The sequence below is a fragment of the Streptomyces piniterrae genome, assembly GCF_005048155.1.
In the GTDB taxonomy this organism is placed as follows: Bacteria; Actinomycetota; Actinomycetes; order Streptomycetales; family Streptomycetaceae; genus Streptomyces; species Streptomyces piniterrae.
In genome coordinates this window covers 127,486-148,238 of record NZ_SUMB01000003.1, presented here as the reverse complement: position 1 = coordinate 148,238, position 20,753 = coordinate 127,486, and the positions used below count along the sequence as shown (strand labels likewise).

General features: G+C 73.4%; 18 protein-coding genes. 10 read left to right on the top strand and 8 right to left on the bottom strand.

The genetic code is table 11. The features are described 5' to 3' along the window. Positions 1-24: 24 nt before the first annotated feature. The 3 genes from FCH28_RS09275 (at position 25) to FCH28_RS09265 (ending at position 5,217) form a co-directional block, all read left to right on the top strand. On the top strand, positions 25-2,277 hold the full coding sequence (locus tag FCH28_RS09275) for an acyl-CoA dehydrogenase family protein (protein WP_136739296.1): 2,253 nt from the start codon (positions 25-27) through the stop codon (positions 2,275-2,277). 30 nt (positions 2,278-2,307) lie between these two features. After that, complete coding sequence (locus FCH28_RS09270) at positions 2,308-3,501, top strand: lipid-transfer protein (protein WP_136739295.1); 1,194 nt, start codon at positions 2,308-2,310, stop codon at positions 3,499-3,501. Between the two features lie 126 nt (positions 3,502-3,627). Beyond that, entirely contained in the window at positions 3,628-5,217 is a 1,590-nt protein-coding gene (locus FCH28_RS09265) for an MFS transporter (protein ID WP_222852406.1), read from the top strand. A gap of 34 nt (positions 5,218-5,251) precedes the next feature. Here the strand turns inward: FCH28_RS09265 and FCH28_RS09260 are convergent, their stop codons facing one another. Further along, a complete protein-coding gene (locus FCH28_RS09260) occupies positions 5,252-5,890 on the bottom strand; it encodes a response regulator transcription factor (protein WP_136739294.1) in 639 nt (212 codons plus the stop codon). Positions 5,891-5,979: 89 nt separating this feature from the next. After that, on the bottom strand, positions 5,980-7,203 hold the full coding sequence (locus tag FCH28_RS09255; protein WP_136739905.1) for a histidine kinase: 1,224 nt from the start codon (positions 7,201-7,203) through the stop codon (positions 5,980-5,982). A gap of 713 nt (positions 7,204-7,916) precedes the next feature. Here FCH28_RS09255 and FCH28_RS09250 point away from each other — a divergent pair. From FCH28_RS09250 to FCH28_RS09240, 3 genes are all read left to right on the top strand, one after another. Continuing rightward, the gene (locus tag FCH28_RS09250) at positions 7,917-8,819 is read left to right on the top strand and encodes a MaoC/PaaZ C-terminal domain-containing protein (RefSeq protein WP_136739293.1); all 903 of its coding nucleotides are present in this window, start codon (positions 7,917-7,919) and stop codon (positions 8,817-8,819) included. A 69-nt stretch (positions 8,820-8,888) separates the two neighbouring features. Further along, positions 8,889-9,965, top strand: a complete 1,077-nt coding sequence (locus FCH28_RS09245) for a Zn-dependent alcohol dehydrogenase (RefSeq protein WP_136739292.1) — start codon at positions 8,889-8,891, stop codon at positions 9,963-9,965. Between the two features lie 53 nt (positions 9,966-10,018). Continuing rightward, on the top strand, positions 10,019-10,966 hold the full coding sequence (locus FCH28_RS09240) for a 3-oxoacyl-ACP reductase (protein ID WP_136739291.1): 948 nt from the start codon (positions 10,019-10,021) through the stop codon (positions 10,964-10,966). 99 nt (positions 10,967-11,065) lie between these two features. Here the strand turns inward: FCH28_RS09240 and FCH28_RS38010 are convergent, their stop codons facing one another. Further along, a complete protein-coding gene (locus tag FCH28_RS38010; protein WP_169314109.1) occupies positions 11,066-11,239 on the bottom strand; it encodes a hypothetical protein in 174 nt (57 codons plus the stop codon). A 159-nt stretch (positions 11,240-11,398) separates the two neighbouring features. After that, a complete protein-coding gene (locus tag FCH28_RS09235) occupies positions 11,399-12,871 on the bottom strand; it encodes a hypothetical protein (protein ID WP_425471907.1) in 1,473 nt (490 codons plus the stop codon). Positions 12,872-13,077: 206 nt separating this feature from the next. Between FCH28_RS09235 and FCH28_RS09230 the strand changes: the two genes are divergently transcribed. From FCH28_RS09230 to FCH28_RS09220, 3 genes are read left to right on the top strand one after another with little or no spacing between them, the layout of a single operon-like run. After that, positions 13,078-13,953, top strand: a complete 876-nt coding sequence (locus tag FCH28_RS09230) for a Nif3-like dinuclear metal center hexameric protein (protein ID WP_136739290.1) — start codon at positions 13,078-13,080, stop codon at positions 13,951-13,953. Beyond that, entirely contained in the window at positions 13,950-14,693 is a 744-nt protein-coding gene (locus FCH28_RS09225) for a zinc ribbon domain-containing protein (protein ID WP_187363821.1), read from the top strand. Before FCH28_RS09230 ends, FCH28_RS09225 begins: the two co-directional genes overlap by 4 nt. A 3-nt stretch (positions 14,694-14,696) precedes the next feature. Beyond that, entirely contained in the window at positions 14,697-15,884 is a 1,188-nt protein-coding gene (locus tag FCH28_RS09220; RefSeq protein ID WP_136739289.1) for a bifunctional RNase H/acid phosphatase, read from the top strand. A 124-nt stretch (positions 15,885-16,008) separates the two neighbouring features. Here FCH28_RS09220 and eda read toward each other — a convergent pair whose 3' ends face one another. Together eda and yaaA are read right to left on the bottom strand one after the other, a co-directional pair. After that, positions 16,009-16,719, bottom strand: coding sequence for a bifunctional 4-hydroxy-2-oxoglutarate aldolase/2-dehydro-3-deoxy-phosphogluconate aldolase (gene eda, locus FCH28_RS09215; protein WP_136739288.1), 711 nt, complete (start codon positions 16,717-16,719; stop codon positions 16,009-16,011). A gap of 68 nt (positions 16,720-16,787) precedes the next feature. Beyond that, the gene (gene yaaA / locus FCH28_RS09210; protein ID WP_136739287.1) at positions 16,788-17,594 is read right to left on the bottom strand and encodes a peroxide stress protein YaaA; all 807 of its coding nucleotides are present in this window, start codon (positions 17,592-17,594) and stop codon (positions 16,788-16,790) included. Between the two features lie 164 nt (positions 17,595-17,758). On the opposite strand from yaaA, the gene FCH28_RS09205 reads away from it, so the two are divergent. Beyond that, positions 17,759-19,246 carry an RNB domain-containing ribonuclease gene (locus FCH28_RS09205; protein WP_136739286.1) on the top strand — a complete coding sequence of 496 codons (1,488 nt, stop codon included), beginning with the start codon at positions 17,759-17,761 and terminating at the stop codon, positions 19,244-19,246. On the opposite strand, the gene FCH28_RS09200 is transcribed toward FCH28_RS09205, so the two are convergent. Together FCH28_RS09200 and FCH28_RS09195 are read right to left on the bottom strand one after the other, a co-directional pair. After that, a complete protein-coding gene (locus tag FCH28_RS09200) occupies positions 19,233-19,886 on the bottom strand; it encodes a hypothetical protein (RefSeq protein WP_136739285.1) in 654 nt (217 codons plus the stop codon). The two genes, FCH28_RS09205 and FCH28_RS09200, sit on opposite strands and share 14 nt — an antisense overlap. Beyond that, a complete protein-coding gene (locus tag FCH28_RS09195; RefSeq protein WP_136739284.1) occupies positions 19,883-20,695 on the bottom strand; it encodes a MerR family transcriptional regulator in 813 nt (270 codons plus the stop codon). The genes FCH28_RS09200 and FCH28_RS09195 overlap by 4 nt, the downstream gene beginning before the upstream one ends. Between the last annotated feature and the right edge of the window lie 58 nt (positions 20,696-20,753).

The window sequence follows — 20,753 nt, the reverse complement described above, 5'->3', positions numbered from 1 at the left end:
GAAACGTGTTCTAGTCTGCCCCGCATGGGCGTCGGAATCACGCAAGAGCAACGTGACCTGGCCGAGGCGGCACGAGGCTGGGTGGCGCGGGCCGTGCCACCCGAGGAAGTACGCAAGCTGCTCGACGCCGAACCCGGGCGGCACGGCCGGCCCGGGTACTGGGACCAGCTCGCCGACCAGGGTCTGCTCGGCCTCCACCTCCCCGAGGCGGTTGGCGGGGGCGGCGGCGAACTGCTGGACCTGGCCGTCGTGCTGGAGGAAATGGGGCGCGCCGCGCTCCCCGGCCCGTATCTGCCGACCACCCTGGCCGCCGAACTGCTCCACCGCGGCGGCGGCCCCCGCTCCCTCGTACGGGAGCTGGCGACCGGTGAACGGATCGCCGCCGCAGCCCTCGGCGCCGGCTCCCTCACCGCGGCGCCGGGGCCGGACGGCTACGTCCTGAACGGGACCGCACCGCCGGTCCTCGCGGGTGGTGACGCGGACCTGATCGTGCTGGCCGCGCAGCCAGCGGCGGAGGCGTCCACGCAGATGTCCGCGTCGGAGTCCACCGGCGCGGCCACCGCCACCCTGTGGTTCGCCGTCGACGCCGCCGCGCTCTCGCTGCGCGTCCAGGAGAGCGCCGACCCCACCCGGCCGACCGCCGAGGTGACCGCCGACGGCGTGCGGGTGCCCGCCGAGCGGCTGCTGTCCCTCGACGGCGGCCTGGTCCGCGACACCGCCGGGGTGCTGTTCGCCGCCGAGGCCTGCGGCACCGCCGCCTGGGCCCTGCACACCGCCGCCGAACACGCCGCGGTACGCGAACAGTTCGGCCGGCCGATCGGCCAGTTCCAGGCGGTCAAACACCTCTGCGCCGACATGCTCGTACGCTGCGAACAGGCCCGCGCCCTGGTCTGGGACGCGGCACGGGCGCTGGGCGAACCCCCCGGGACGCGCGCTCTGGTCGCCTCGCTGGCCACCGCGACCGCCCTGGACGCCGCGTTCACCTGCGCCAAGGACTGCCTCCAGATCCTCGGCGGCATCGGCTTCACCTGGGAGCACGACGCCCATCTCCACCTGCGCCGGGCGACCGTCGCCCGCCAGCTGCTGGGCGGCGGCGACACCCACCGGCTGCGTGCCGCCCGTTACTGCGCCGAGGGCGCCCGCCGCGAGCTGCGGCTCGAACTCCCCGCCGAGGCGGCCGGACACCGCGAGCAGGCGCGTACGGTCATCGACGCGGTACGCGGCCTGGACCCGGGAGCCGTACGCCGGGAGCTGGCCCCCACCGGATACGCCGCCCCGCATCTGCCGAAGCCGTACGGGCTGGGCGCCGGCCCCGTCCAGCAGCTCGCGATCCAGGAGGAACTGGCGGCCGCGGAGGTCAGGATCAGCGATCTCTCCATCGCCACCTGGGTCATCCCCTCCCTCATCGCGTACGGCACCGAGGCGCAGAAGGAGCGCTATCTGCTGCCGTCGCTGCGCGGCGAACTGCTGTGGTGCCAGCTGTTCTCGGAGCCGGAGGCCGGCTCGGACCTGGCGTCGCTGCGGACCCGCGCCGAGAAGGTCGACGCCGGGGAAGGAGGCGGGGAGGGCGGCTGGCGGATCAACGGCCAGAAGGTGTGGACCTCGGCCGCCCAGTGGGCCGGCCACGGCATCCTGCTCGCCCGCACCGACCCGGACGCGCCCAAACGCAAGGGGCTGACCTTCTTCCTCGTCGACATGAAGACCCCGGGGATCGATATCCGCCCGCTGAAGGAGATCACCGGCGACGCGCTCTTCAACGAGGTCTACTTCGACGATGTCCTGCTGCCACCCGACGCGGTTGTCGGCGAGGTCGACGACGGCTGGAAGGTCGCCCGTACCACCCTGGACAACGAACGCGTCCACATGGCCGACCAGTTGACCTTCGACACCGGGCTGGAGGCGCTCATCGAGCGCTCCGCCGACCTGGACGGATCGGTGCGGGCGAGGGTGGGCGCGCTGGCCGCCGAGGCGCACGCACTGGGCTGCATCGGGCTGCGCACCACGCTCCAGCAGGTCTCGGGGCTGGAGCCGGGCGCCGGCGCCAGCATCCGCAAGCTGGTGCAGACCGCGCACCAGCAGAAGGTCGCCGAACTGGCGCTGGAACTGCTCGGCCCGGCCGGGGCGGTACGCGAGGGCGCCGGCGAGCGGGCCCTGCACGGGTTTCTGATGTCGCGCTGTCTGACCATCGCCGGCGGGACCACACAGGTACAGCTGAACGTCGTCGCGGAACGGCTGCTGGGCCTGCCGCGCGACCCGGAGCCCCGCCCTCTGATCTGAACCGCCCGGTGACTCTCCTGGAGGACCTGCATGGCTGGCAAGGCGTACATAGTCGGTGTCGGGATGACCAAGTTCGAGAAGCCCGAGACCCGCGACTGGCAGTACTGGGACATGGCGAAGGAGGCGGGCGGCAAGGCCCTCGCCGATGCCGGGATCGGCTACGAGGCCGTCGAGCAGGTGCCGGTCGGCTACTGCTACCAGGCCTCCACGGCGGGCCAGCGCGCCGCGTACGAACTGGGCCTGACCGGCATCCCCGTCTACAACGTCAACAACAACTGCGCGACCGGCTCCACCGCTCTGATGATGGCGCGCCAGTTCGTCGAGTCGGGCATCAACGACTGCGTGCTGGCGCTCGGCTTCGAGCAGATGAAACGCGGGGCACTGGGCGGCGGTGCGGACGGCGGCAGCTTCGAAACGTCGCCGGTGGCCCGCCACTACGGCGTCATGGCGGCCGCCCACGGCTTCGAGATGACCCCGCCCACCGCCCAGATCTTCGGCAACGCGGCCCGCGAGCACATGGACCGCTACGGCACCACGGCCGAACAGCTCGCCGCGGTCGGAGCCAAGAACCACCGGCACTCCGCGCACAACCCGTACGCCCAGTTCCAGGACGTCTACCCGGTCGAGGAGATCCTCGCGGCCAGGACCATCCACCGGCCGCTGACCAAGCTCCAGTGCTCGCCGACCTCCGACGGGTCGGCCGCTGCCGTCATCGCCTCCGAACGCTTCGTCCGCGAACACGGCCTCACGGAGCGCGCGGTGGAGATCGCCGCCCAGGCGATGACCACCGACACCGAGGACAGCTTCGCGTCCGGCTCCTGCATCGACGTCGTCGGCAAGCCGATGTCCCGGGCCGCGGCCCGGCAGGTGTACGAGGCGAGCGGCCTCGGCGTCGAGGACGTCGACGTCATCGAGCTGCATGACTGCTTCTCGGTCAATGAGCTGCTGACGTACGAGGCGCTGGGGATGTGCGCGGACGGCGAGTCGGGAAAGCTGGTCGCCGACGGGGCCACGACGTACGGCGGGCGCTGGGTGGTCAACCCGTCCGGCGGCCTGATCTCCAAGGGCCACCCCCTGGGTGCGACCGGCCTCGCCCAGGCCGCCGAACTGGTATGGCAGCTACGGGGCGAGGCGGGAGAGCGCCAGGTGGCGGGGGCGAGGGTCGGACTGGCCCACAACATCGGGCTGGGGGGCGCGGCGGTGGTGACGGCGCTGCGCAAGTGAGGGAGCCGCGCAGGTGAGGGCGATCGCTCGTCCGTGGCCCGGGACTTCGGCCCGCAGGCCTAGGACTCCGGTCAGTTGGCGGCTACACCGATATCCCGATGCGGGTGCGGGCGGGCGAATGCGAGCATGGCCCGCATGCCCCCGATAGCCACCCCCGCCACGCCGTCAACACGTCCGCGACGTACTCCCGCCCCGGCCTGGCTGGTGATGCTGCTGGTCTGCGCCGGGCAGTTCCTCGTCGTCCTGGACGTCTCCGTCGTGAACGTGGCGCTGCCCGCCATGCGGTCCGGGCTCGGCCTCAGCGAACTGGGCCTGCAGTGGATCGTCAACGCGTACGTCATCACCTTCGCGGGCTTCATGCTGCTCGGCGGCCGCGCCGCCGATCTCTTCGGCCGTAAGCGGATCTTCGTCCTCGGCCTGGCGCTGTTCACAGTCGCGAGCGTCGGCGGCGGGCTCGCGCAGCAGCCCTGGCAGCTCATCGCGGCCCGCACGATCCAGGGCGTCGGCGCGGCGGTGCTCGCCCCGGCCACCCTCACGATCCTGACGACGTCGTTCCCGGCGGGCCCGGCCCGCACCCGCGCCATCGCCACCTGGACGGCGGTCGGCGCCGGCGGCGGGGCCGCGGGCGGTCTGGTCGGCGGGGTGCTCACACAGTTTCTGTCGTGGCGCTGGGTGCTGCTCATCAACGTGCCCGTCGGGGCGCTCGTGCTGGCCGGAGCGGTGCTGTGGCTCACCGAGAGCCGGCAGAGCGCGGGCCGCCGGCTGGACGTCCCGGGCGCGCTGCTGGTGACCGGTGGCCTCGGCCTGGTGGCGTACGGCATCGTGCAGACCGAGACGCACGGCTGGACGTCGGGGTCCGCGCTGCTGCCGCTGGGCGCCGGACTCGTCGTGATCGCGGCCTTCATCGCCGTCGAGGCGCGCGCCAAGGCACCGCTGATGCCGCTGGGGCTCTTCCGGCTGCGCTCGGTCTCGTCGGCGAACGCGGCGATGATGCTGGCCGGCGCCGCGATGTTCTCCATGTGGTACTTCCTGTCGCTCTACGCGCAGAACGTGCTGTCGTACAGCCCCTTGCAGGCCGGGATCTCGTTCATCCCGCACTCCCTCAGCATCGTCCTGGGATCGAAGATCGCTCCCCGGCTGATGAACCATCTCGGAGCGAAGACCCTGGCCATCGCCGGTGCGGTGATCTCCGCGGGCGGCATGGTGTGGCAGGGCACCATGGATGCCCACGGGACGTACGTCGGGACGATCCTCGGCCCCGGCATTCTGATGGCGCTGGGCGCGGGGCTGACCGCCACACCGGTCGCCTCCATCGCCACGTCCGGCGCCGAACCCGCCGACCAGGGCCTGGTCTCGGGCCTGATCAACACCTCACGCCAAATGGGCGGCGCGCTGGGCCTGTCGGTGCTCTCCACGGTCGCCACGTCCCGCATCGAGGACGGCCACGGCCCGGCGGCACTGGCCGGCGGCTACGGCCTGGCGTTCCAGGTCGGCTCGGCGCTGCTGCTGGGCAGCATCGTGCTGATGGTCATCGCACTGCCGCGGAGCAGGCCGGAGGCCACCGCCGATCAGCGGCCGGAGGCCGCGGGGGACCGGCGGCCCGAGGCCAAGGGTGAACTGCGGATGGGCGACACGGGGGACGTGCGGATGGGCGACACGGGGGACCGGCGGTCGGACGGGGTCGGCGATCGGCGGACGGATATCACCAACGACTAGACGGGCCGGGCCACTTGGGGACCTCCCCTCCCCCTCACAGCCAGCCGTTGCGGCGGGCCGCACGTACCGCCTCCATGCGGTTACGGGTGCCGGTCTTGCCGATGGCCGCCGAGAGGTAGTTGCGGACGGTGGCCTGGGACAGATGCAGCCTCCCGGCAATGTCCGCGACCGTCGCACCGTCCACGGCCGCGGTCAGCGCATCCCGCTCGCGCTGGGTGAGCGGATTGGGCCCCGCGCTCAGCGCCGCCGCCGCCAGCGCCGGATCGATCACCCGCTCCCCGGCCAGCACCCGTCGGATCGCCGCCGCCAGCTCCTCCACCGGGCCGTCCTTCACCAGGAACCCGGACGCCCCGGCTTCCATAGCGCGCCGCAGATAGCCGGGCCGGCCGAAGGTCGTCACGATCAGCACCTTGCAGGACGGCAGCCGCTCGCGCAGATCCGCCGCGGCGTCCAGCCCGCTGCGGCCCGGCAGTTCGATGTCCAGAAGCGCCACGTCGGGCCGGGCCTCCAGCGCGGCCGCAACGATCTGATCGCCCGCCGCGACCTGCGCCACGACCTCCATGTCCTCCTCCAGGCCGAGCAGCAGCGCAAGCGCGCCCCGCATCATCCCCTGGTCCTCGGCGAGGAGGACTCTGACACACCTCGCGGGGCGGTCCTCCGACATCTCATCCATGGCGACAGGCTAAGCCAGCCACCTCGGTCCGCTCCGTGGCCGGGCGGACTGGATGCGCTCCCCTGCACCACTCGCCGCGACCGACATGATCATGCATCGGCCACCCGCCCACCTCCCCCGATGTCGGCCAACTCCCCCGAATTCACTGGTAGTTCGGCGATGACGCGGAAGCCTCGGCGGCCGTCCGGGCCGCTGTGCAGCGTGCCGCCCGCCGCGGCCAGGCGCTCGGCCAGTCCCTTCAGGCCGCTGCCGCCCGCCTGGGCCGTGCCGCCCGCCTGAGATGTGCCGTCCACCTGGGCTGTGCTGCCCACCGCTGCCGTACCGGTCCGGTCGCCGTCCGGCTCCGGGCCGTGGCCGCGTATCCAGGCCTGGTCGCGTGGTGCGGCAGAGCCGTGGGATGCGGGGCCGCGGCCGTCGTCCGTGATCGTCAGGCGTACGCGGTCGTCGTCGGCGTGTACGTCGATCTCGCAGCGGGTGGCGCCGCTGTGCCGGACGGTGTTGGTGACGCCCTCGCGGACCACCCAGCCGAGCAGCGCCCCGGCCTGCGGGGGCAGCGGCGGTCCTGCCTGCCGTACGACCGGCTCGATGGCGGCCGCCTCCAGCAGCGAACGGGCGTGCTCCAGCTCGGTGGCCAGGCTGCCCTCGCGATAGCCGCTGACCGCCTCGCGGATCTCGGTCAGCGCCTGACGGCCGACCGCCTCGATATCGGCGGCCTGGGCGAGCGCCGCTTCCACATCGCGTGGCGCCAGCCGACGGACCGCCTCGGCCTTGACCACCACCACGGACAGGGTGTGCCCCAGCAGGTCGTGCAGATCGCGGGAGAACCGCAGCCGTTCCTTCTCCACCGCCGAACGGGCCAGCTCCTGACGCGTGGTGTTCAGCTCCTGGATGGTGTCGAAGAGGCTGAGGACGGTGGCGGTCACCATGCCGGACAGGAAGGTGCCGTACCCGATGCCGACCGAGCCCCACGGGTCGTCGTCACGCCAGCCCGCCAGGAAGCCGGCCGATCCGCTGAGCGCGATCAGCCAGAGGCCGAGCTTTCTGCCGCGCAGTACCCGCACCGTGCCGGACGCCAGCGACAGCAGCGGGAAGAACAGGAACCAGTCACCGCCGAAACCGAGCGCGATGGCGTAGGTGACGACAGTCAGTGCGCCCAGCGCGTAGACCGGGCGGCGGGAGTCGCGCAGCCGGGGGTTGAAGGAGGAGAAGACGACGCTGATGTAGAGGGAGTTGAAGGCGAGGAGTCCGGCGCCGCCCAGCCAGGGGCTGTCCGACTTGCCCTGGATGACGTTGGAGAACGCGCCCAGGCCCATCAGCAGCCAGGGCAGGAACGCATACCGGCCCGGCCCTCTGCCGGGCTTCTTGCCCGGCCTCACGCGCTGCCCGTCGGGCCCGGACGGTTCGCCGGACCCGTCCGACCAGCACGGACCACCGGTCGTGGCGTCACCGGCACCGGCGTCACCCGCACCGCCGTCCCCGGCCTTCCGCAGGACCGGCCACCACCCTCGTTGGCGCTCCCGCTGCTGCTCCGCTCGCTGTGTCCGCCGTCGCGTCTGCCGCACTGTCGTCTCCCCGTTCTCGCCCTCGCCGACGGCACCTGATCACACTGTCCGCGCGGTCCGACGGTACGCGTGCACCGCGTAACCGCCCGTTCCCGTCCCGCTCATCGCCTTCATCGCCCCGTCCCGCCGGCGTCTTCCCCATTCCGTCTACGACGTTACGGAACGTAATCGCCCTGCGGCAGATGTGAATGTGTGCAATACCCGCTGACAAATGTCATGTGCGGCCGGCCCGGCGTCCTCGCCGCAGCCAGAATCTGACAAACCGTCAGGCCTCTTCCCGCTCAAGTCCGGATCGGCTATACATGAGAGCCATCGGCTAGAACGCGTTCTAGAAGTGAGCTGACGGAGCGCCGCTGAGGCGTTGCCGGGGCGCGGCCGGCCGACCAGAAGCGACCCCGGCGCGACCGACGGTGCGGACGGCCGCGCCGGGGTCTTCACACCGTGGTGAAGGAGCGAACCGCCCGATGCCCATCGACGCCGCCAAGGCCACCTCCGCCGAGCCGCGGACCACCGAACTCGCCTGGGACCACAAGGACGTCCAGCTCTACCACCTCGGCATCGGAGCCGGCGCCGCCACACCCGAGAAGCCCCACCCCGCCACCGACCCCGACGAACTGCGCTACACCCTGGAGAGCGCGCTGCACGTCCTGCCCAGCTTCGCGACCGTCGCCGGCGGCGGGATGGCGCTCGCCGGCGGACTGTCCGCCCCCGGCATCGACGTCGACCTCGCCGCTGTGCTGCACGGCGGCCAGACCGTCACCGTGCACCGCCCCCTCCCCGTCCGCGGCCGCGCCACCCAGACCTCGTCCGTCCCGGCCGTCTACGACAAGGGCAAGGCCGCCGTCATCGTGCTGCGCTCCGAAGTCGGCGACGACGACGGCCCGTTGTGGACCTGCGACACCCAGATCTTCGTCCGCGGCGAGGGCGGCTTCGGCGGCGACCGCGGCCCCTCCGCCCGCCTCGAACTCCCCGATCGCGCCCCCGACCTCACCACCGAACGCCACCTCCGCGAGGACCAGGCGCTGCTCTACCGCCTCTCCGGCGACTGGAATCCGCTGCACGCCGACCCGGAATTCGCCAAGCTCGCCGGGTTCGACCGGCCGATTCTGCACGGGCTGTGCACCTACGGGGTGACGCTCAAGGCCGTCGTCGACTCCGTGCTCGGCGGGGATGTGTCACGGGTGCGGTCGTACACGACCCGCTTCGCCGGCGTGGTCTTCCCCGGGGAGACGCTCCGCCTGCGGCTGTGGCGGGAGCCCGGACGGGTCCAGGTCTCGGTCACCGCCGCCGACCGCGACCACGCGCCGGTCCTGGCGGACACCGTGGTCGAGCACAGCCAGGTCACCGACCCATCCGACACGCCCTAGCCGTCGGGACAACGCGCCCCGGCGGCCGCTCGCCGCCCCGGCGGGCCGACATTCGAGAGGAGCCGCAGCATGCGCGCAGCCGTACAGCACGAGACAGGGCAGGAAAAGCTCGAAGTCCTCGATGACGTCGAAGCGGTGGGCTTCGGTCCCGGCAAGGTCAGGATGCGGGTACGGGCCACCGGGCTGTGCCACTCCGACCTCTCCGCGATGAGCGGGGTGCTGCCGCAGCCGGCGCCCTTCGTCCCCGGGCACGAGGGGGCCGGCGAGATCCTCGACGTCGGCGACGGCGTCACCGGCCTCAAGCCCGGTGACCGGGTGATGATGAGCTGGCTGCCCGCCTGCGGCGGCTGTCCGTCCTGCAAGCGCGGCCAGACCCATCTGTGCCTGGCCGGATTCATGAACGCCGGCACACCCAACTTCAAGCGCCCCGGCGGCGACGTCTTCGGCTTCGCCGGGACCGGCACCTTCGCGGAGGAAGTCGTCGTCACCGCCAACTGCGCGGTACCGATCCCGGACGACGTCCCCTACGAGATCGCCGCGCTCATCGGCTGCGGCGTCACCACCGGACTCGGCGCGGCCATCAACACCGCCCAGGTGACGGCCGGTTCCTCGGTCGCCGTGATCGGCTGCGGCGGCGTCGGCATCTCCACCATCCAGGGCGCCAGGGCCTGCGGCGCGGCCCAGATCGTCGCCGTCGACCCGGTGGCCGGCCGCCGCGAGGCCGCCCTCCGGTTCGGCGCCACCGAAGCGGTCGAACCGGACGGCCTCGCCGACGCCAAGGCCCGGATCACCGCGGGGGAGGGCTTCGACTATGTCTTCGAGGTCGTCGGGAGGTCCGCCACCGCCCGCGTCGCCTACGAGACGACCCGGCGCGGCGGCACGCTGTGCGTCGTCGGCGCGGGCGCCCTCGACGACCACTTCCAGGTCAACATGTTCGAGCTGTTCTTCGACGAGAAGCGCATTCTGCCGTCCCTGTACGGCGGCGGGGATGTGCTGCGCTCCTACGAGCGGGCCATCGCCCTGTGGCGGGCCGGCCGGATAGACCTCGAAGGGCTGATCACCCACCGCGTCCCGCTCGCCGAGATCAACGACGCCCTCGACCAGATGCGCACCGGCACCGCGCTGCGCACCTGCATCGAGATCTGAGGACGCCCGCACAGCCCCGAGAGGTCACCCCACCCCACCCTGAGAGGACAGGAATGGCACAGGCACAGCCACTTGAGGGCCTGACCGCGATCGTCACGGGTGCCGGGCGCGGCCTGGGCCGCGCCGAGGCCGTGGAACTGGCCCGGCTGGGCGCCGCCGTGGTCGTCAACGACTTCGGGCAGCCGGGCCGGGACGGCAGCGGCGAGGCGTCCGCGGCGCCCGCCGAGGACGTCGCCGCCGAGATCCGCGCGGCGGGCGGCCGGGCGGTCGCGCACCTCGGGGACATCGCCGACTTCGCGCAGGCCCGCGCCCTGGTCCAACTGGCCGTCGACACCTACGGACAGCTCGACATCCTGGTCAACAACGCGGGCATCCTGCGCGACCGGATGGTCTTCTCCATGAGCGAGGACGAGTGGGACTCGGTGATCCGCGTCCACCTCAAGGGCCACTTCAACACCACCCACTTCGCCGCGGCCCACTGGCGTGCCCGCTCCAAGGCGGCCGGCGGCCCGGTCCACGGCCGGATCGTCAACACCTCCTCCGAGGCGTTCCTCGCGGGCTCGGCGGGCCAGCCCAACTACGCGGCGGCCAAGGGCGGCATCGTCGGCCTCACCACCTCCACGGCACTGGCGCTGGCCAAATACGGTGTGACCGCCAACGCGATCTGCCCGCGCGCCCGCACCCGTATGACCGAGGACGTCTTCGCGGGCTTGGGTGTTCCGGAGGAGGGCCGGCTCGACCCGCTCGCGCCCGAGCATGTGTCGCCGCTGGTCGGCTATCTGGCGTCGCCGGCCGCGGCGCACGTCAACGGCCAGCTGCTGGTCGTGCACGGCGGCATGGTGGCCATCGCCGAACGGCCCCGTATCGCCGCCCAGTTCGACACCGTGAAGGAGGCCTTCACGTACGAGGAGCTGGACGGGCTGCTGACGCCGTACTACGCCCAGCGGCCGCCGGAGGAGACCTTCGCGGCGGCCGAGGTGCTGGGCCTCAAACACGGCTGAGGGGATCCGGGGCCCGACGTGCCAACGGCCGTGGCCGCCGCACCGCACAGTGCGGTCCGGCGGCCACGGCCGTCGGCCTCGGTCCGGCGGGGCCGCCGGTCAGCCGAACGCGCCGTGGGCCTGCTTCTCCCGGCGGTGCCGCCCGTTGGCGGTGCCCTTGGCCTCCTCGGTGGCGGCCGGGCCACGGTGCCTGCCGGAGCTTGCCGCCTCGGCGGCCTGGGCGGATGCCTCCTGGAGGCTCGCTTCGGTCGTTTCGGTTCGGGCTTCGGACATGGAAAGAGTCACTCCGTCAGATCGCTTACAGCTGTACGCGTCGGGACTCCCCCCGTTGCCGCCCGGATAACCCCAGGCAGCACCGTCGGTGGCCGGTCAGCCGGCTGCGTCCCCCCGCTCGAAAATTCTAACGGGGTGGGAATGCGTGCCCCATGGCGCCTACCAAACTGTCAAGGGAGCCTGTTGCAGGGGCACTGGCCTGCGCATTTGGGGATGCGCGGGGGTGTTGTGCGGGTCGCTCGCCGCGGCCTTCGGATGTGCGGATGCTGTGGAGCGGTTGTCGGGATCCTCGAAAGCCGGGACAATCCCGCCGCTTCTCCTGGGACGGACCGCCACCCGCACCCAGCGGCGGATGTCGCCGTCCGCCTCGGGAGGCGTGCCGGGAGGTGCCTCGTCGTCCGTCCCGGCACGCGCCTCGCCGTCCGCCGCCGGACGGACCTCCGAGGCCACCGGGGGAAGGGCGTCGGCGGTCATCCCGGCAGGGGCGTCGGCGGTCACCTCGGGACGGACGTCCTCACCCGCCTCCCGCCACTCCACCGGCACGGCCACCCGCGCCACCCCGCACGGCTCCGCCTCCGTGGCGTACGGCAGCAGGAGTTCGCCGCCCGCCGTCCACAGCCCGGCGCCCGCCAGCCACCCCGCCGGCACCGGCAGCTGCCGCAACCGGCGCTCCGAGGGCCGCCATACGCCCAGCCACGTGCCGCTCGCCGTGTCGATCCGGAACGCCACCGCACAGCTCTCCGGCATCAGCATCTGCCCCGGCTGCACCGCGAACGGCGTCACCACGGTGTCCGTCGGGCCGGCTGTGCCGGCTGTGTCCGTCGCGTCCGCCGGGCGCAGACACTCGGGGAAGCGCACCGGCCGGCTGCTGCCGAGCACCCCCCAGCCCAGCCGGTCGTGCCCGGGGGCGTCCGACCGCACGATCAGCAGCCCGCTGTCCGGATCGGCGAGCAGCAGCCGGTCGTTGCTCTCCTCCGTGATCTGCAACAGCGGGCTGGTCTCGGCATCCCGCTCCAGGTCGACCACCACGGTCTTCGTCCGCCCGTCCAACTCCCGGTCCAGGGCCAGCAGTCGGCCGCCCCGGTCCAGCCAGGCGCCGCCCGTACAGCGCCCCGGCACCGTGGCGATCCGCTCGGGGCCGTGCGGGCCGCCGTGCACCAGCCACAGCGCGGTGCTCCGCGCGCCGCGCGCCAGGGCGTAGCCGAGCATCCCGCCGGGGGCGGGCGGCAGCAGGGTCAGCTCGGGTGCCGGCACGGTGCCGAGGGGGAGTTCACCGGTCCCCGGGCCCGTCGGGTAGAGCAGCGAGAGGGCGAAGTGGTCGGCGACCCGGCGCAGGATCAGCACCCGGCCGTCCGCGAGCGGCAGCAGTTCGCTGTCCGGCTCCTCCGGCTGGCGGCCCGGCAGCGGCACGGCGTACGGCTCGGGGCCGCCGACCGTCCAGCGCTCGGGGAACCAGCTCTCGGCGTCCTCGTCGTCACGGGTGAGCCGGGCGGCGTACGAGCCGTCGGCGGCGATCGTCATTGCCGGCCGGTGCGGGCGCCCTGGCGCCCGCCGGTCCTCAGCGGCGCCCGGCGCCAGGTCCTCCTCGGCGGCGCGGAACGTCCGGTCCTCCTCAGTGGCACAGATAGTCATCGAGTGCTCACCTCCAGTCAGACAGCGAAGGTAGATTTCGCCTTTCCGGCCCATCAACGCAAGTTCCGGCACTTCACGCATAAGGGTGGCGGTTCCCGGGTTCTCCGGTGCCGGAACGGGGGGTTGTGCTGGCGCCGCCGTGCCGGTCGTACCCCGGGGCATGACGACGGGTCGCCGGGGCACCCGTGAGAGGTAACCTTCCCTCCGTGCCCGCACTGTCTGAAGTCCTCGCCGCGCTCGACGCTCTCTGGCCCCCCGAGCGGGCCGAACAGTGGGACGCCGTCGGCACGGTCTGCGGAGACCCCGACGCTCCCGTCAGCCGTGTCCTGTTCGCCGTCGACCCCGTCCAGGAGATCGTCGACGAGGCCGTCGAGCTCGGCGCCGACCTCCTCGTGACCCACCATCCGCTCTATCTGCGAGGTACGACGACGGTCGCGGCCACCACCTTCAAGGGCAGGGTGGTGCACACGCTGATCAAGCACGACATCGCGCTGTACGTCGCGCACACCAACGCCGACACCGCCGACCCCGGCGTCTCCGACGCCCTCGCCGGCGCCCTCGACCTGCGGATCCTGCGCCCCCTGGTGCCGGACGCGAGCGACCCGTCGGGCCGCCGCGGCCTCGGCCGGGTCTGCGAGCTGGCGCACCCGATGACCCTGGCGGACTTCGCCGCGTACGCCGCGGCCCGGCTGCCGGCCACCGCCCAGGGCATCCGCGCGGCCGGCGACCCGGACCGCGAGATCCGCACCGTCGCCGTCTCCGGCGGCTCGGGCGACAGCCTCTTCGATGACGTACGGGCGGCCGGCGTGGACGCGTTCCTCACCGCCGACCTGCGCCATCACCCGGCCTCCGAAGCCACCCAGAACACCCGCAACGGCCCGCTGGCGCTGCTCGACGCCGCCCACTGGGCCACCGAATGGCCGTGGTGCGAGCAGGCCGCGGCCCAGCTCGACGCGGTCTCCGACCGGCACGGCTGGGGACTGCGCACGCATGTCTCCCGTACGGTCACCGACCCCTGGACCGCCCACGCGGCGTCCTCCCTGCCGAACACCCCGACGCACACCCCAGGAGCCCCACGCTGAACGCCGCGCCCGCCGACCAGATCCGCCTCCTCGACGTCCAGGCCCTGGACGTCCGGCTCACCCAGCTCGCGCACAAGCTGAAGAACCTGCCCGAGCTCGCCGAGCTGCAGACCCTGGAGGCAGACCTCACCCAGCAGCGCGACCTGCTCGTCGCCGCGCAGACCGAGGAGAGCGACACCAGCCGCGAGCAGACCAAGGCGGAGCAGGACGTGGACCAGGTGCGCCAGCGCGCCGCCCGCGACCAGAAGCGCCTGGACTCCGGTGCCGTCACCTCGCCCAAGGACCTGGAGAGCCTCCAGCGCGAACTGGCCTCGCTCGCCAAGCGCCAGGGCGACCTGGAGGACGTCGTCCTGGAGGTCATGGAGCGCCGTGAGGCCGCCCAGGAGCGGGTCACCGAGCTCACCGGCCGGGTCGACTCCATCCAGGCCAAGGTCGATGACGCGGTCGCCCGCCGGAACGCCGCGAGCCAGGAGATCGAGGCCGAGGCCGCCACGGTCACCAAGGAGCGCGAGCTGACCGTCGCCGACATCCCGGCCGACCTCGTCAAGCTCTACGACCGGATCCGCGCCAAGGAGGGCGGCGTCGGCGCGGCCCGCCTCTACCAGCGCCGCTGCGAGGGCTGCCGGCTGGAGCTGAACATCACCGAGCTCAACGACGTGCGGGCGGCCCCCGCCGACACCGTCGTCCGGTGCGAGAACTGCGCCCGCATCCTGGTCCGTACGCCCGACTCGGGTCTGTAGGCCATGGCGCGGAAGTTCATCGTCGAGGCGGACGGCGGCTCCCGGGGCAACCCGGGCCCGGCCGGCTACGGCGCGGTCGTCCTCGACCCGGCGACCGGTGAGGCGCTGGCCGAGGCCGCCGAGTACATCGGCACCGCGACCAACAACGTCGCCGAGTACAAGGGGCTGCTGGCCGGGCTGCGCGCCGCGTACGCGCTGGATCCCCAGGCGCGCATCCATGTGCGGATGGACTCCAAGCTCGTCGTCGAGCAGATGTCGGGACGCTGGAAGATCAAGCACCCGGACATGAAGCCGCTGGCCGCCGAGGCCAGGACGGTCTTCCCGCCCGATCAGGTCACCTACGAGTGGATCCCCCGGGAGAAGAACAAGCACGCCGACCGGCTCGCCAACGAGGCGATGGACGCCGGCAAGAACGGCAAGCAGTGGGAGCCGCGGGACTCGCGCGCGGCGCTGGACACCGGGGCCGCCACGGCCACGGCGCCGGCCCGCAGCGCCGCCGCACGCGCGGCCGACGAGGCGGCCGAGACGGCTGCCGCCCCGCCGCTCGGCTGGGGTCCCCCCGACCTCGGCGCGCCGGCGACCTTCGTCCTGCTGCGGCACGGCGAGACCGCGCTGACCCCGGAGAAGCGCTTCTCCGGAAGCGGTGGCGGCGACCCCGAACTCTCCGCAGCGGGACGCCGCCAGGCCGAGGCGACCGCCGCCGCGCTGGCCGCCCGCGGCACCGTCCAGGCCATCGTCAGCTCGCCGCTGCTGCGCTGCCGCCAGACCGCCGAGGCCGTCGCGGCCCGGCTCGGCCTGGAGGTCCGGATCGACGACGGGCTGCGCGAGGCCGACTTCGGCGCCTGGGAGGGGCTGACCTTCGCCGAGGTGCGCGAACGCTTCCCCGACGACCTCGACGCCTGGCTCGCCTCCGCCAAGGCGGTGCCCACCGGCGGCGGCGAGTCCTTCGCGGCGGTCGCCCGCCGGGTCGCGGTCACCCGCGACAAGCTCATCGCCCGGTACGCGGGCAGGACGGTGCTGGTGGTCACCCATGTGACGCCGGTCAAGACGCTGGTCAGGCTGGCGCTGGGCGCCCCGCCGGAGTCGCTGTTCCGTATGGAGCTCTCCGCGGCGTCCCTGTCGGCGGTCGCGTACTACGCCGACGGGAACGCGTCGCTGCGGCTGCTGAACGACACGTCGCATCTGCGGTAGTTCGCCGGCGCATCCCCCGGCGGGGGCAGCTCGCACACGAAGAGGCCCGGCACATGCGGTAGATGTGCCGGGCCTCTTCGTGTGCGTGCCACGGGCTCGATCCGCCAGTCCGCCTCGCCTCCCGTCAGTCCGTCGGCTCCGCCGACTCCGCCAACTCCGCTGCCTCGCGGGCGAGTTCGCGTACCCGACCCCAGTCCTTCGCGGCCAGCGCATCGGCCGGGAGCATCCATGTGCCGCCGACGCAGGCCACGTTCGGCAGCGCCAGATACGACGGTGCCGACGCCAGGCCGATGCCGCCGGTCGGGCAGAACCGGGCCCGTGGCAGGGGCGCGGCCAGCGAGGCGAGGTAGGCGGTGCCGCCCGCCGCCTCGGCCGGGAAGAACTTCATCTCGGTGATGCCCTCGTCCAGCAGGGTCACCACCTCCGAAGCCGTCGAGACGCCCGGCAGGAACGGGATGCCGGAGTCCCGCATCGCGTGCAGCAGCCGAGCCGACCAGCCGGGGCTGACCAGGAACCGCGCGCCGGCCGAGGCGGCCGCGGCGACCTGCTCGGGGGTGAGCACGGTGCCGGCGCCGACCACCGCCTCCGGGACCTCGTCCGCGATCGCCCCGATCGCGTCCAGCGCGGCGGGCGTCCGCAGGGTCACCTCGATCGCCGGCAGCCCGCCCGCGACCAGCGCACGGGCCAGCGGCACGGCGTCCGCGGCGTCGTGCAGCACGACGACCGGGAGGACGGGGGCGAGCCCCAGCACCGAGGGCGGGGGTCCCCCGTGATCGGACGAACGCTCGGGGGAGGCGGGCACGGAGGAGGAGGCGGCGCTGCTCACGCCGCCCATAGTGCGCCCGTATATCTAGTATTCGCAACGGCTGTTGCGCAGGGTGCAACGCACCCTGTCCGCTGTGCCTACAGCTCGGTCACGACCACATCGATCGCCCATGCTTTGGCGGCCCTGCCGCCCTTCGCCGGAGCCTGCGCCTCCACCGCGTACCCCAGCCCGCGCAGCGCCTCCACCAGCTCCGCCGGACCCGCCGGATCGAGCCCCGCGGTCAGCAGATCCCGGACCAGCCGGCCCTTGGTCGCCTTGTTGAAGTGGCTGACCACCGACCGCTTCTCGACACCGTCCACGATCTTCGACTGGAGTACCCGCACCGTGGCGGTACGCCCGGCGACCTCACCCTTCGGCTTCCACGCCGTCGCATACGCCGCCGACCGCAGATCCAGCACCAGGCCTTCCCCGGCGGCCGCCGGCATCACCTCGGCCATCGGCGCCCGCCAGTACGCGCCCAGCGCACCCAGCCCCGGCAGCTTCACCCCCATCGAGCAGCGGTACGACGGAATCCGGTCCCCGATCCGTACGGCGCCCCACAGCCCCGAGAACACCAGCAGCGACCGCTCGGCCAGCTCGCGCGCCGCCGCATCCAGGGACGCGAGCCCCAGCGCGTCGTACAGCACCCCGGTGTAGATCTCCCCGGCCGTACGCGCCCCGGCGCCGCGCAGTCCCGCGTTCTTGGCGATCTCGCCCTTGAGGCCGTCGCTGAGCCCGAGCACTTCCTGCGCCTTGGTTTCGTCGGCCGCGCACAGCTCGACGAGCTCCTCCAGCACCGCGGCGCGCGCGGCGGCCAGCCCCGGCAACGACAGCGAGCCCGCGTCCAGCGGCGCCCCGGCCCCTCCCGCGGCCTTCCCTTCGGACGGCGGCAACAGCACGAGCACGGTGTTCTCCTTCACGGCGGTACGAGCGGGGGTGCGGCCCCCGGAAAGCGTATGTCCTGCCGCCGCCGCCCGAGGACCCGCCGCCGCCCGCGCCCCACAGCCCCTTGACCAGCACGGACCTGCACGCCGCGCCGGGAGCGCCCGACCGCCATACGCTCGTTTTCATGCCCCGTCGCCATATGTGTGTGACCGACGCAGCCGAGGCCCCGCTGCGCGCCGCGCTGCGTGAGCTGCGCGGAAGGATGGAGATCCCGGACCACTTCCCGCCCTCCGTACAAGCCGAGGCGGACAGCGCGGCGCGCGCCCCGCGGATCCCCGCGGGCGACGGGGCGGTGGCGACCGAGCACACCCTGGAGGACGCCACCGACCTCCCCCTCTTCACCATCGACCCGCCCGGCGCACTCGACCTCGACCAGGCCATGTTCCTGTCCCGGCGAGCCGACGGCGGCTACCGCGTGCACAACGCCATCGCGGACATCGCCTCCTTCGTGACGCCGGGCGGCGCCCTGGACGCCGAGGCACACCACCGGGTGACCACCCTCTACTTCCCCGACGAGCGGGTCCCGCTGCATCCGCCGGTGCTGAGCGAGGGCGCCGCCAGCCTGCTGCCCGACCAGGACCGCCCCGCCGTCCTGTGGCAGCTCGACCTCGACGCGTACGGGGCCCTGGCCGGCGCCTCCGTCCGCCGCGCCCTGGTCCGCTCCCGCGCCAAACTCGACTACGCGGGCGTCCAGCGGATCATCGAAGACGAGACCGCCGAGGAGCCGCTGGTGCTGCTCCGCGAGATCGGCCAGCTACGGGAGGAACTGGAGGCCGCCCGGGGCGCGATCTCCCTCAACGTCCCCGAGCAGGAGATCGCCGAACAGCACGGCCGCTACACCCTCGGCTACCGCGCCCCGCTCCCCGCCGACGCCTGGAGCGCCCAGATCTCCCTGCTCACCGGCATGGCGGCGGCCAACCTGATGCTCGCCTCCGGCACCGGAATCCTCCGTACGCTGCCCACCGCCCCGGACGGCTCGGTCGCCCGGCTGCGGCTGACCGCCCGCGCGCTCGGCGTCGACTGGCCGCACCACACCTCGTACGCCAAGCTCATCCGCGGCCTCGACCCGCGGCGCGCCGGCCACGCCGCCTTCCTCCAGGAGTGCACCACCCTGCTGCGCGGCCCCGGCTACACCGTCTTCGAGGGCACCCCGCCGGCCGCCTCCCACGCGCTGCACGCCGCCGTCGCCGCTCCGTACGCGCACGCCACCGCACCGCTGCGGCGGCTCGTCGACCGCTACACCTCCGAGCTCTGCCTGGCCGCCTCCGCCGGCACCGCCCCGCCCGACTGGGTCCGCGCCGCCCTGCCCCGCCTCCCCGCCGAGATGGAAGCCGGCAGCCGGCACGCCAACGAGGTCGAGCGGGCCTGCGTCGACCTGGTGGAGGCGGCCCTGCTGTGCGACCGGGTCGGCGAGACCTTCGACCACGCCCTGGTCGTCGACGTCGACGACCAGAACCCCACCCACGGCACCGTCCAGCTCTACGAACCGGTGGTGATCGGCCCCGTCGAGACCGCCCCCGAGGGGCCGCCGCTGCCGCTCGGCCACTACCTGCGGGTCCGCCTCACACAGGCGGACCCGGGCAGGGCGGCGGTCCGCTTCACCCCGGCGTGACGGCCCCCGGCCGCCGCCCCGGCGAGCCGTCGGCGGGCCCGCCCATCGCCGCCCGCACGGCCGTCACCACACCCCGGGCGTCATCGGCGTGGAACCGCACCGTACGCGCGACCACTCGCCGCCCCAACAGTCGTACGGCCACGACCGGTTCGCTCAGCTCGACGGTGACGGACGTCTGCCCCGCCACCGCCAGCTCGATCAGCTCCTGCGCTCCTTCCTCCTTCTTGAAGCGCAGGTCACAGCGGACGGCGGCGATCCGCTCCAGCGGTATCCGCACCTCCATCCGGGCGCCGTCGCGTATCCGCAGCGCGTCCGCGCCCAGCACATGCGGCCGGGTCACCGCCGCCGCCTGCAACCCCAGCATCGCCAGCACCGTGTAGACGTCGACGACCAGCATCACCGCATGTGCCACCGGATGGCCCGCCAGCAGCACCGCGAGCCCGACCGTCTCCACCGCGCACACGAACGTCAGCCCGTACACGATCGCCGCCTGCGCCCCCGCGTAGCCGAAGGGCCGGTCGCCCGCCGCGACCCCGATCCGCCGCCGCGCCACCCACCACACCAGGCTCACCAGCCAGCGCCCCTCGTGGCCGCCCAGCCGCCGCACCCGCTCGGCCCGGCCCGGCACCGCCCCGCTCACCGCGCCCGCTCCGCGAGCAGCCCGATCGCCCGGCGTACGGCCGCGGCCTGCGCGGGCGCGAAGTCCGCGAAGAACGCCGCCATGAACCCGTCCGCGCCCTCCTCCGTCTCCCCGGACGCGACCTGCCACGCCCGCGGGTCCATCTCGGCGACCACCGCGTCCGGGATGCAGTCGGACAGCGCCCGCGCGACCCGCGCCACCCTCGGATCGTCCGGCTCGGCCGCCACCAGCTCGTCCAGCAGCTCATACACCTCGTAGACCCGCGCCATCGCCGCCGGCCCCTCGGCCGCCTGCCCGAGCAGGCCCGTCATCCGCTGCCCCGCCTCCGGCTCCGCCATCGTCTCGATCAGCGCCAGCACCTCCCGCTCCTTGGCGGCCATCGCCGGCTCGGGTCCCGGCCGGGCCGCCGCGGTCCTGGCCATCTCCCCGTAGAGCGCCGCCAGTTCCCGGGACACCGGGCCCTCGGCCGGCAGCCCGCCGTGCTCCTCGGCCTGCCGCAGCAGCGCGGCCAGCCGCTCCCGGCGCACCCCGATCGCTGCCTCCTGCCGCGCCAGATCCTCGTCCAGCTCGACCAGCACCTCGCGCAGCTCCCGCCCCGCGTCGTCGGCGAGGACGTCCCGCACCTCCTCCAGCCCGAGCCCCAGCTCGGTCAGCCGCCGGATCCGCGCCAGCGCCACCGCGTCGCGCAGCCCGTACTCCCGGTAGCCGTTGGCGCGCCGCGCCGGTTCCGGCAGCAGCCCCAGATGGTGGTAGTGACGTACGGCTCGTGTGCTCACCCCGGCCAGTGCGGCCAGCTCCCCGATTCTCATGCGGCCAGTAGAAACGTTGACGTCGCGACAAGGTCAAGCGCCGTGGTGCAGGCAGGTA

Excerpts from the sequence above, each read along its gene's own strand:
- FCH28_RS38010 (WP_169314109.1), bottom strand. The coding sequence starts at position 11,239 with ATGTCCGAAGCCCGAACCGAAACGACCGAAGCGAGCCTCCAGGAGGCA.
- FCH28_RS09235 (WP_425471907.1), bottom strand. The coding sequence starts at position 12,871 with ATGACTATCTGTGCCACTGAGGAGGACCGGACGTTCCGCGCCGCCGAG.
- FCH28_RS09245 (WP_136739292.1), top strand. The coding sequence starts at position 8,889 with ATGCGCGCAGCCGTACAGCACGAGACAGGGCAGGAAAAGCTCGAAGTC.
- FCH28_RS09270 (WP_136739295.1), top strand. The coding sequence starts at position 2,308 with ATGGCTGGCAAGGCGTACATAGTCGGTGTCGGGATGACCAAGTTCGAG.
- FCH28_RS09275 (WP_136739296.1), top strand. The coding sequence starts at position 25 with ATGGGCGTCGGAATCACGCAAGAGCAACGTGACCTGGCCGAGGCGGCA.
- FCH28_RS09265 (WP_222852406.1), top strand. The coding sequence starts at position 3,628 with ATGGCCCGCATGCCCCCGATAGCCACCCCCGCCACGCCGTCAACACGT.
- FCH28_RS09260 (WP_136739294.1), bottom strand. The coding sequence starts at position 5,890 with ATGGATGAGATGTCGGAGGACCGCCCCGCGAGGTGTGTCAGAGTCCTC.
- FCH28_RS09220 (WP_136739289.1), top strand. The coding sequence starts at position 14,697 with ATGGCGCGGAAGTTCATCGTCGAGGCGGACGGCGGCTCCCGGGGCAAC.
- FCH28_RS09205 (WP_136739286.1), top strand. The coding sequence starts at position 17,759 with ATGCCCCGTCGCCATATGTGTGTGACCGACGCAGCCGAGGCCCCGCTG.
- FCH28_RS09255 (WP_136739905.1), bottom strand. The coding sequence starts at position 7,203 with ATGGGCCTGGGCGCGTTCTCCAACGTCATCCAGGGCAAGTCGGACAGC.
- FCH28_RS09250 (WP_136739293.1), top strand. The coding sequence starts at position 7,917 with ATGCCCATCGACGCCGCCAAGGCCACCTCCGCCGAGCCGCGGACCACC.
- eda (WP_136739288.1), bottom strand. The coding sequence starts at position 16,719 with ATGGGCGGCGTGAGCAGCGCCGCCTCCTCCTCCGTGCCCGCCTCCCCC.
- FCH28_RS09240 (WP_136739291.1), top strand. The coding sequence starts at position 10,019 with ATGGCACAGGCACAGCCACTTGAGGGCCTGACCGCGATCGTCACGGGT.
- FCH28_RS09195 (WP_136739284.1), bottom strand. The coding sequence starts at position 20,695 with ATGAGAATCGGGGAGCTGGCCGCACTGGCCGGGGTGAGCACACGAGCC.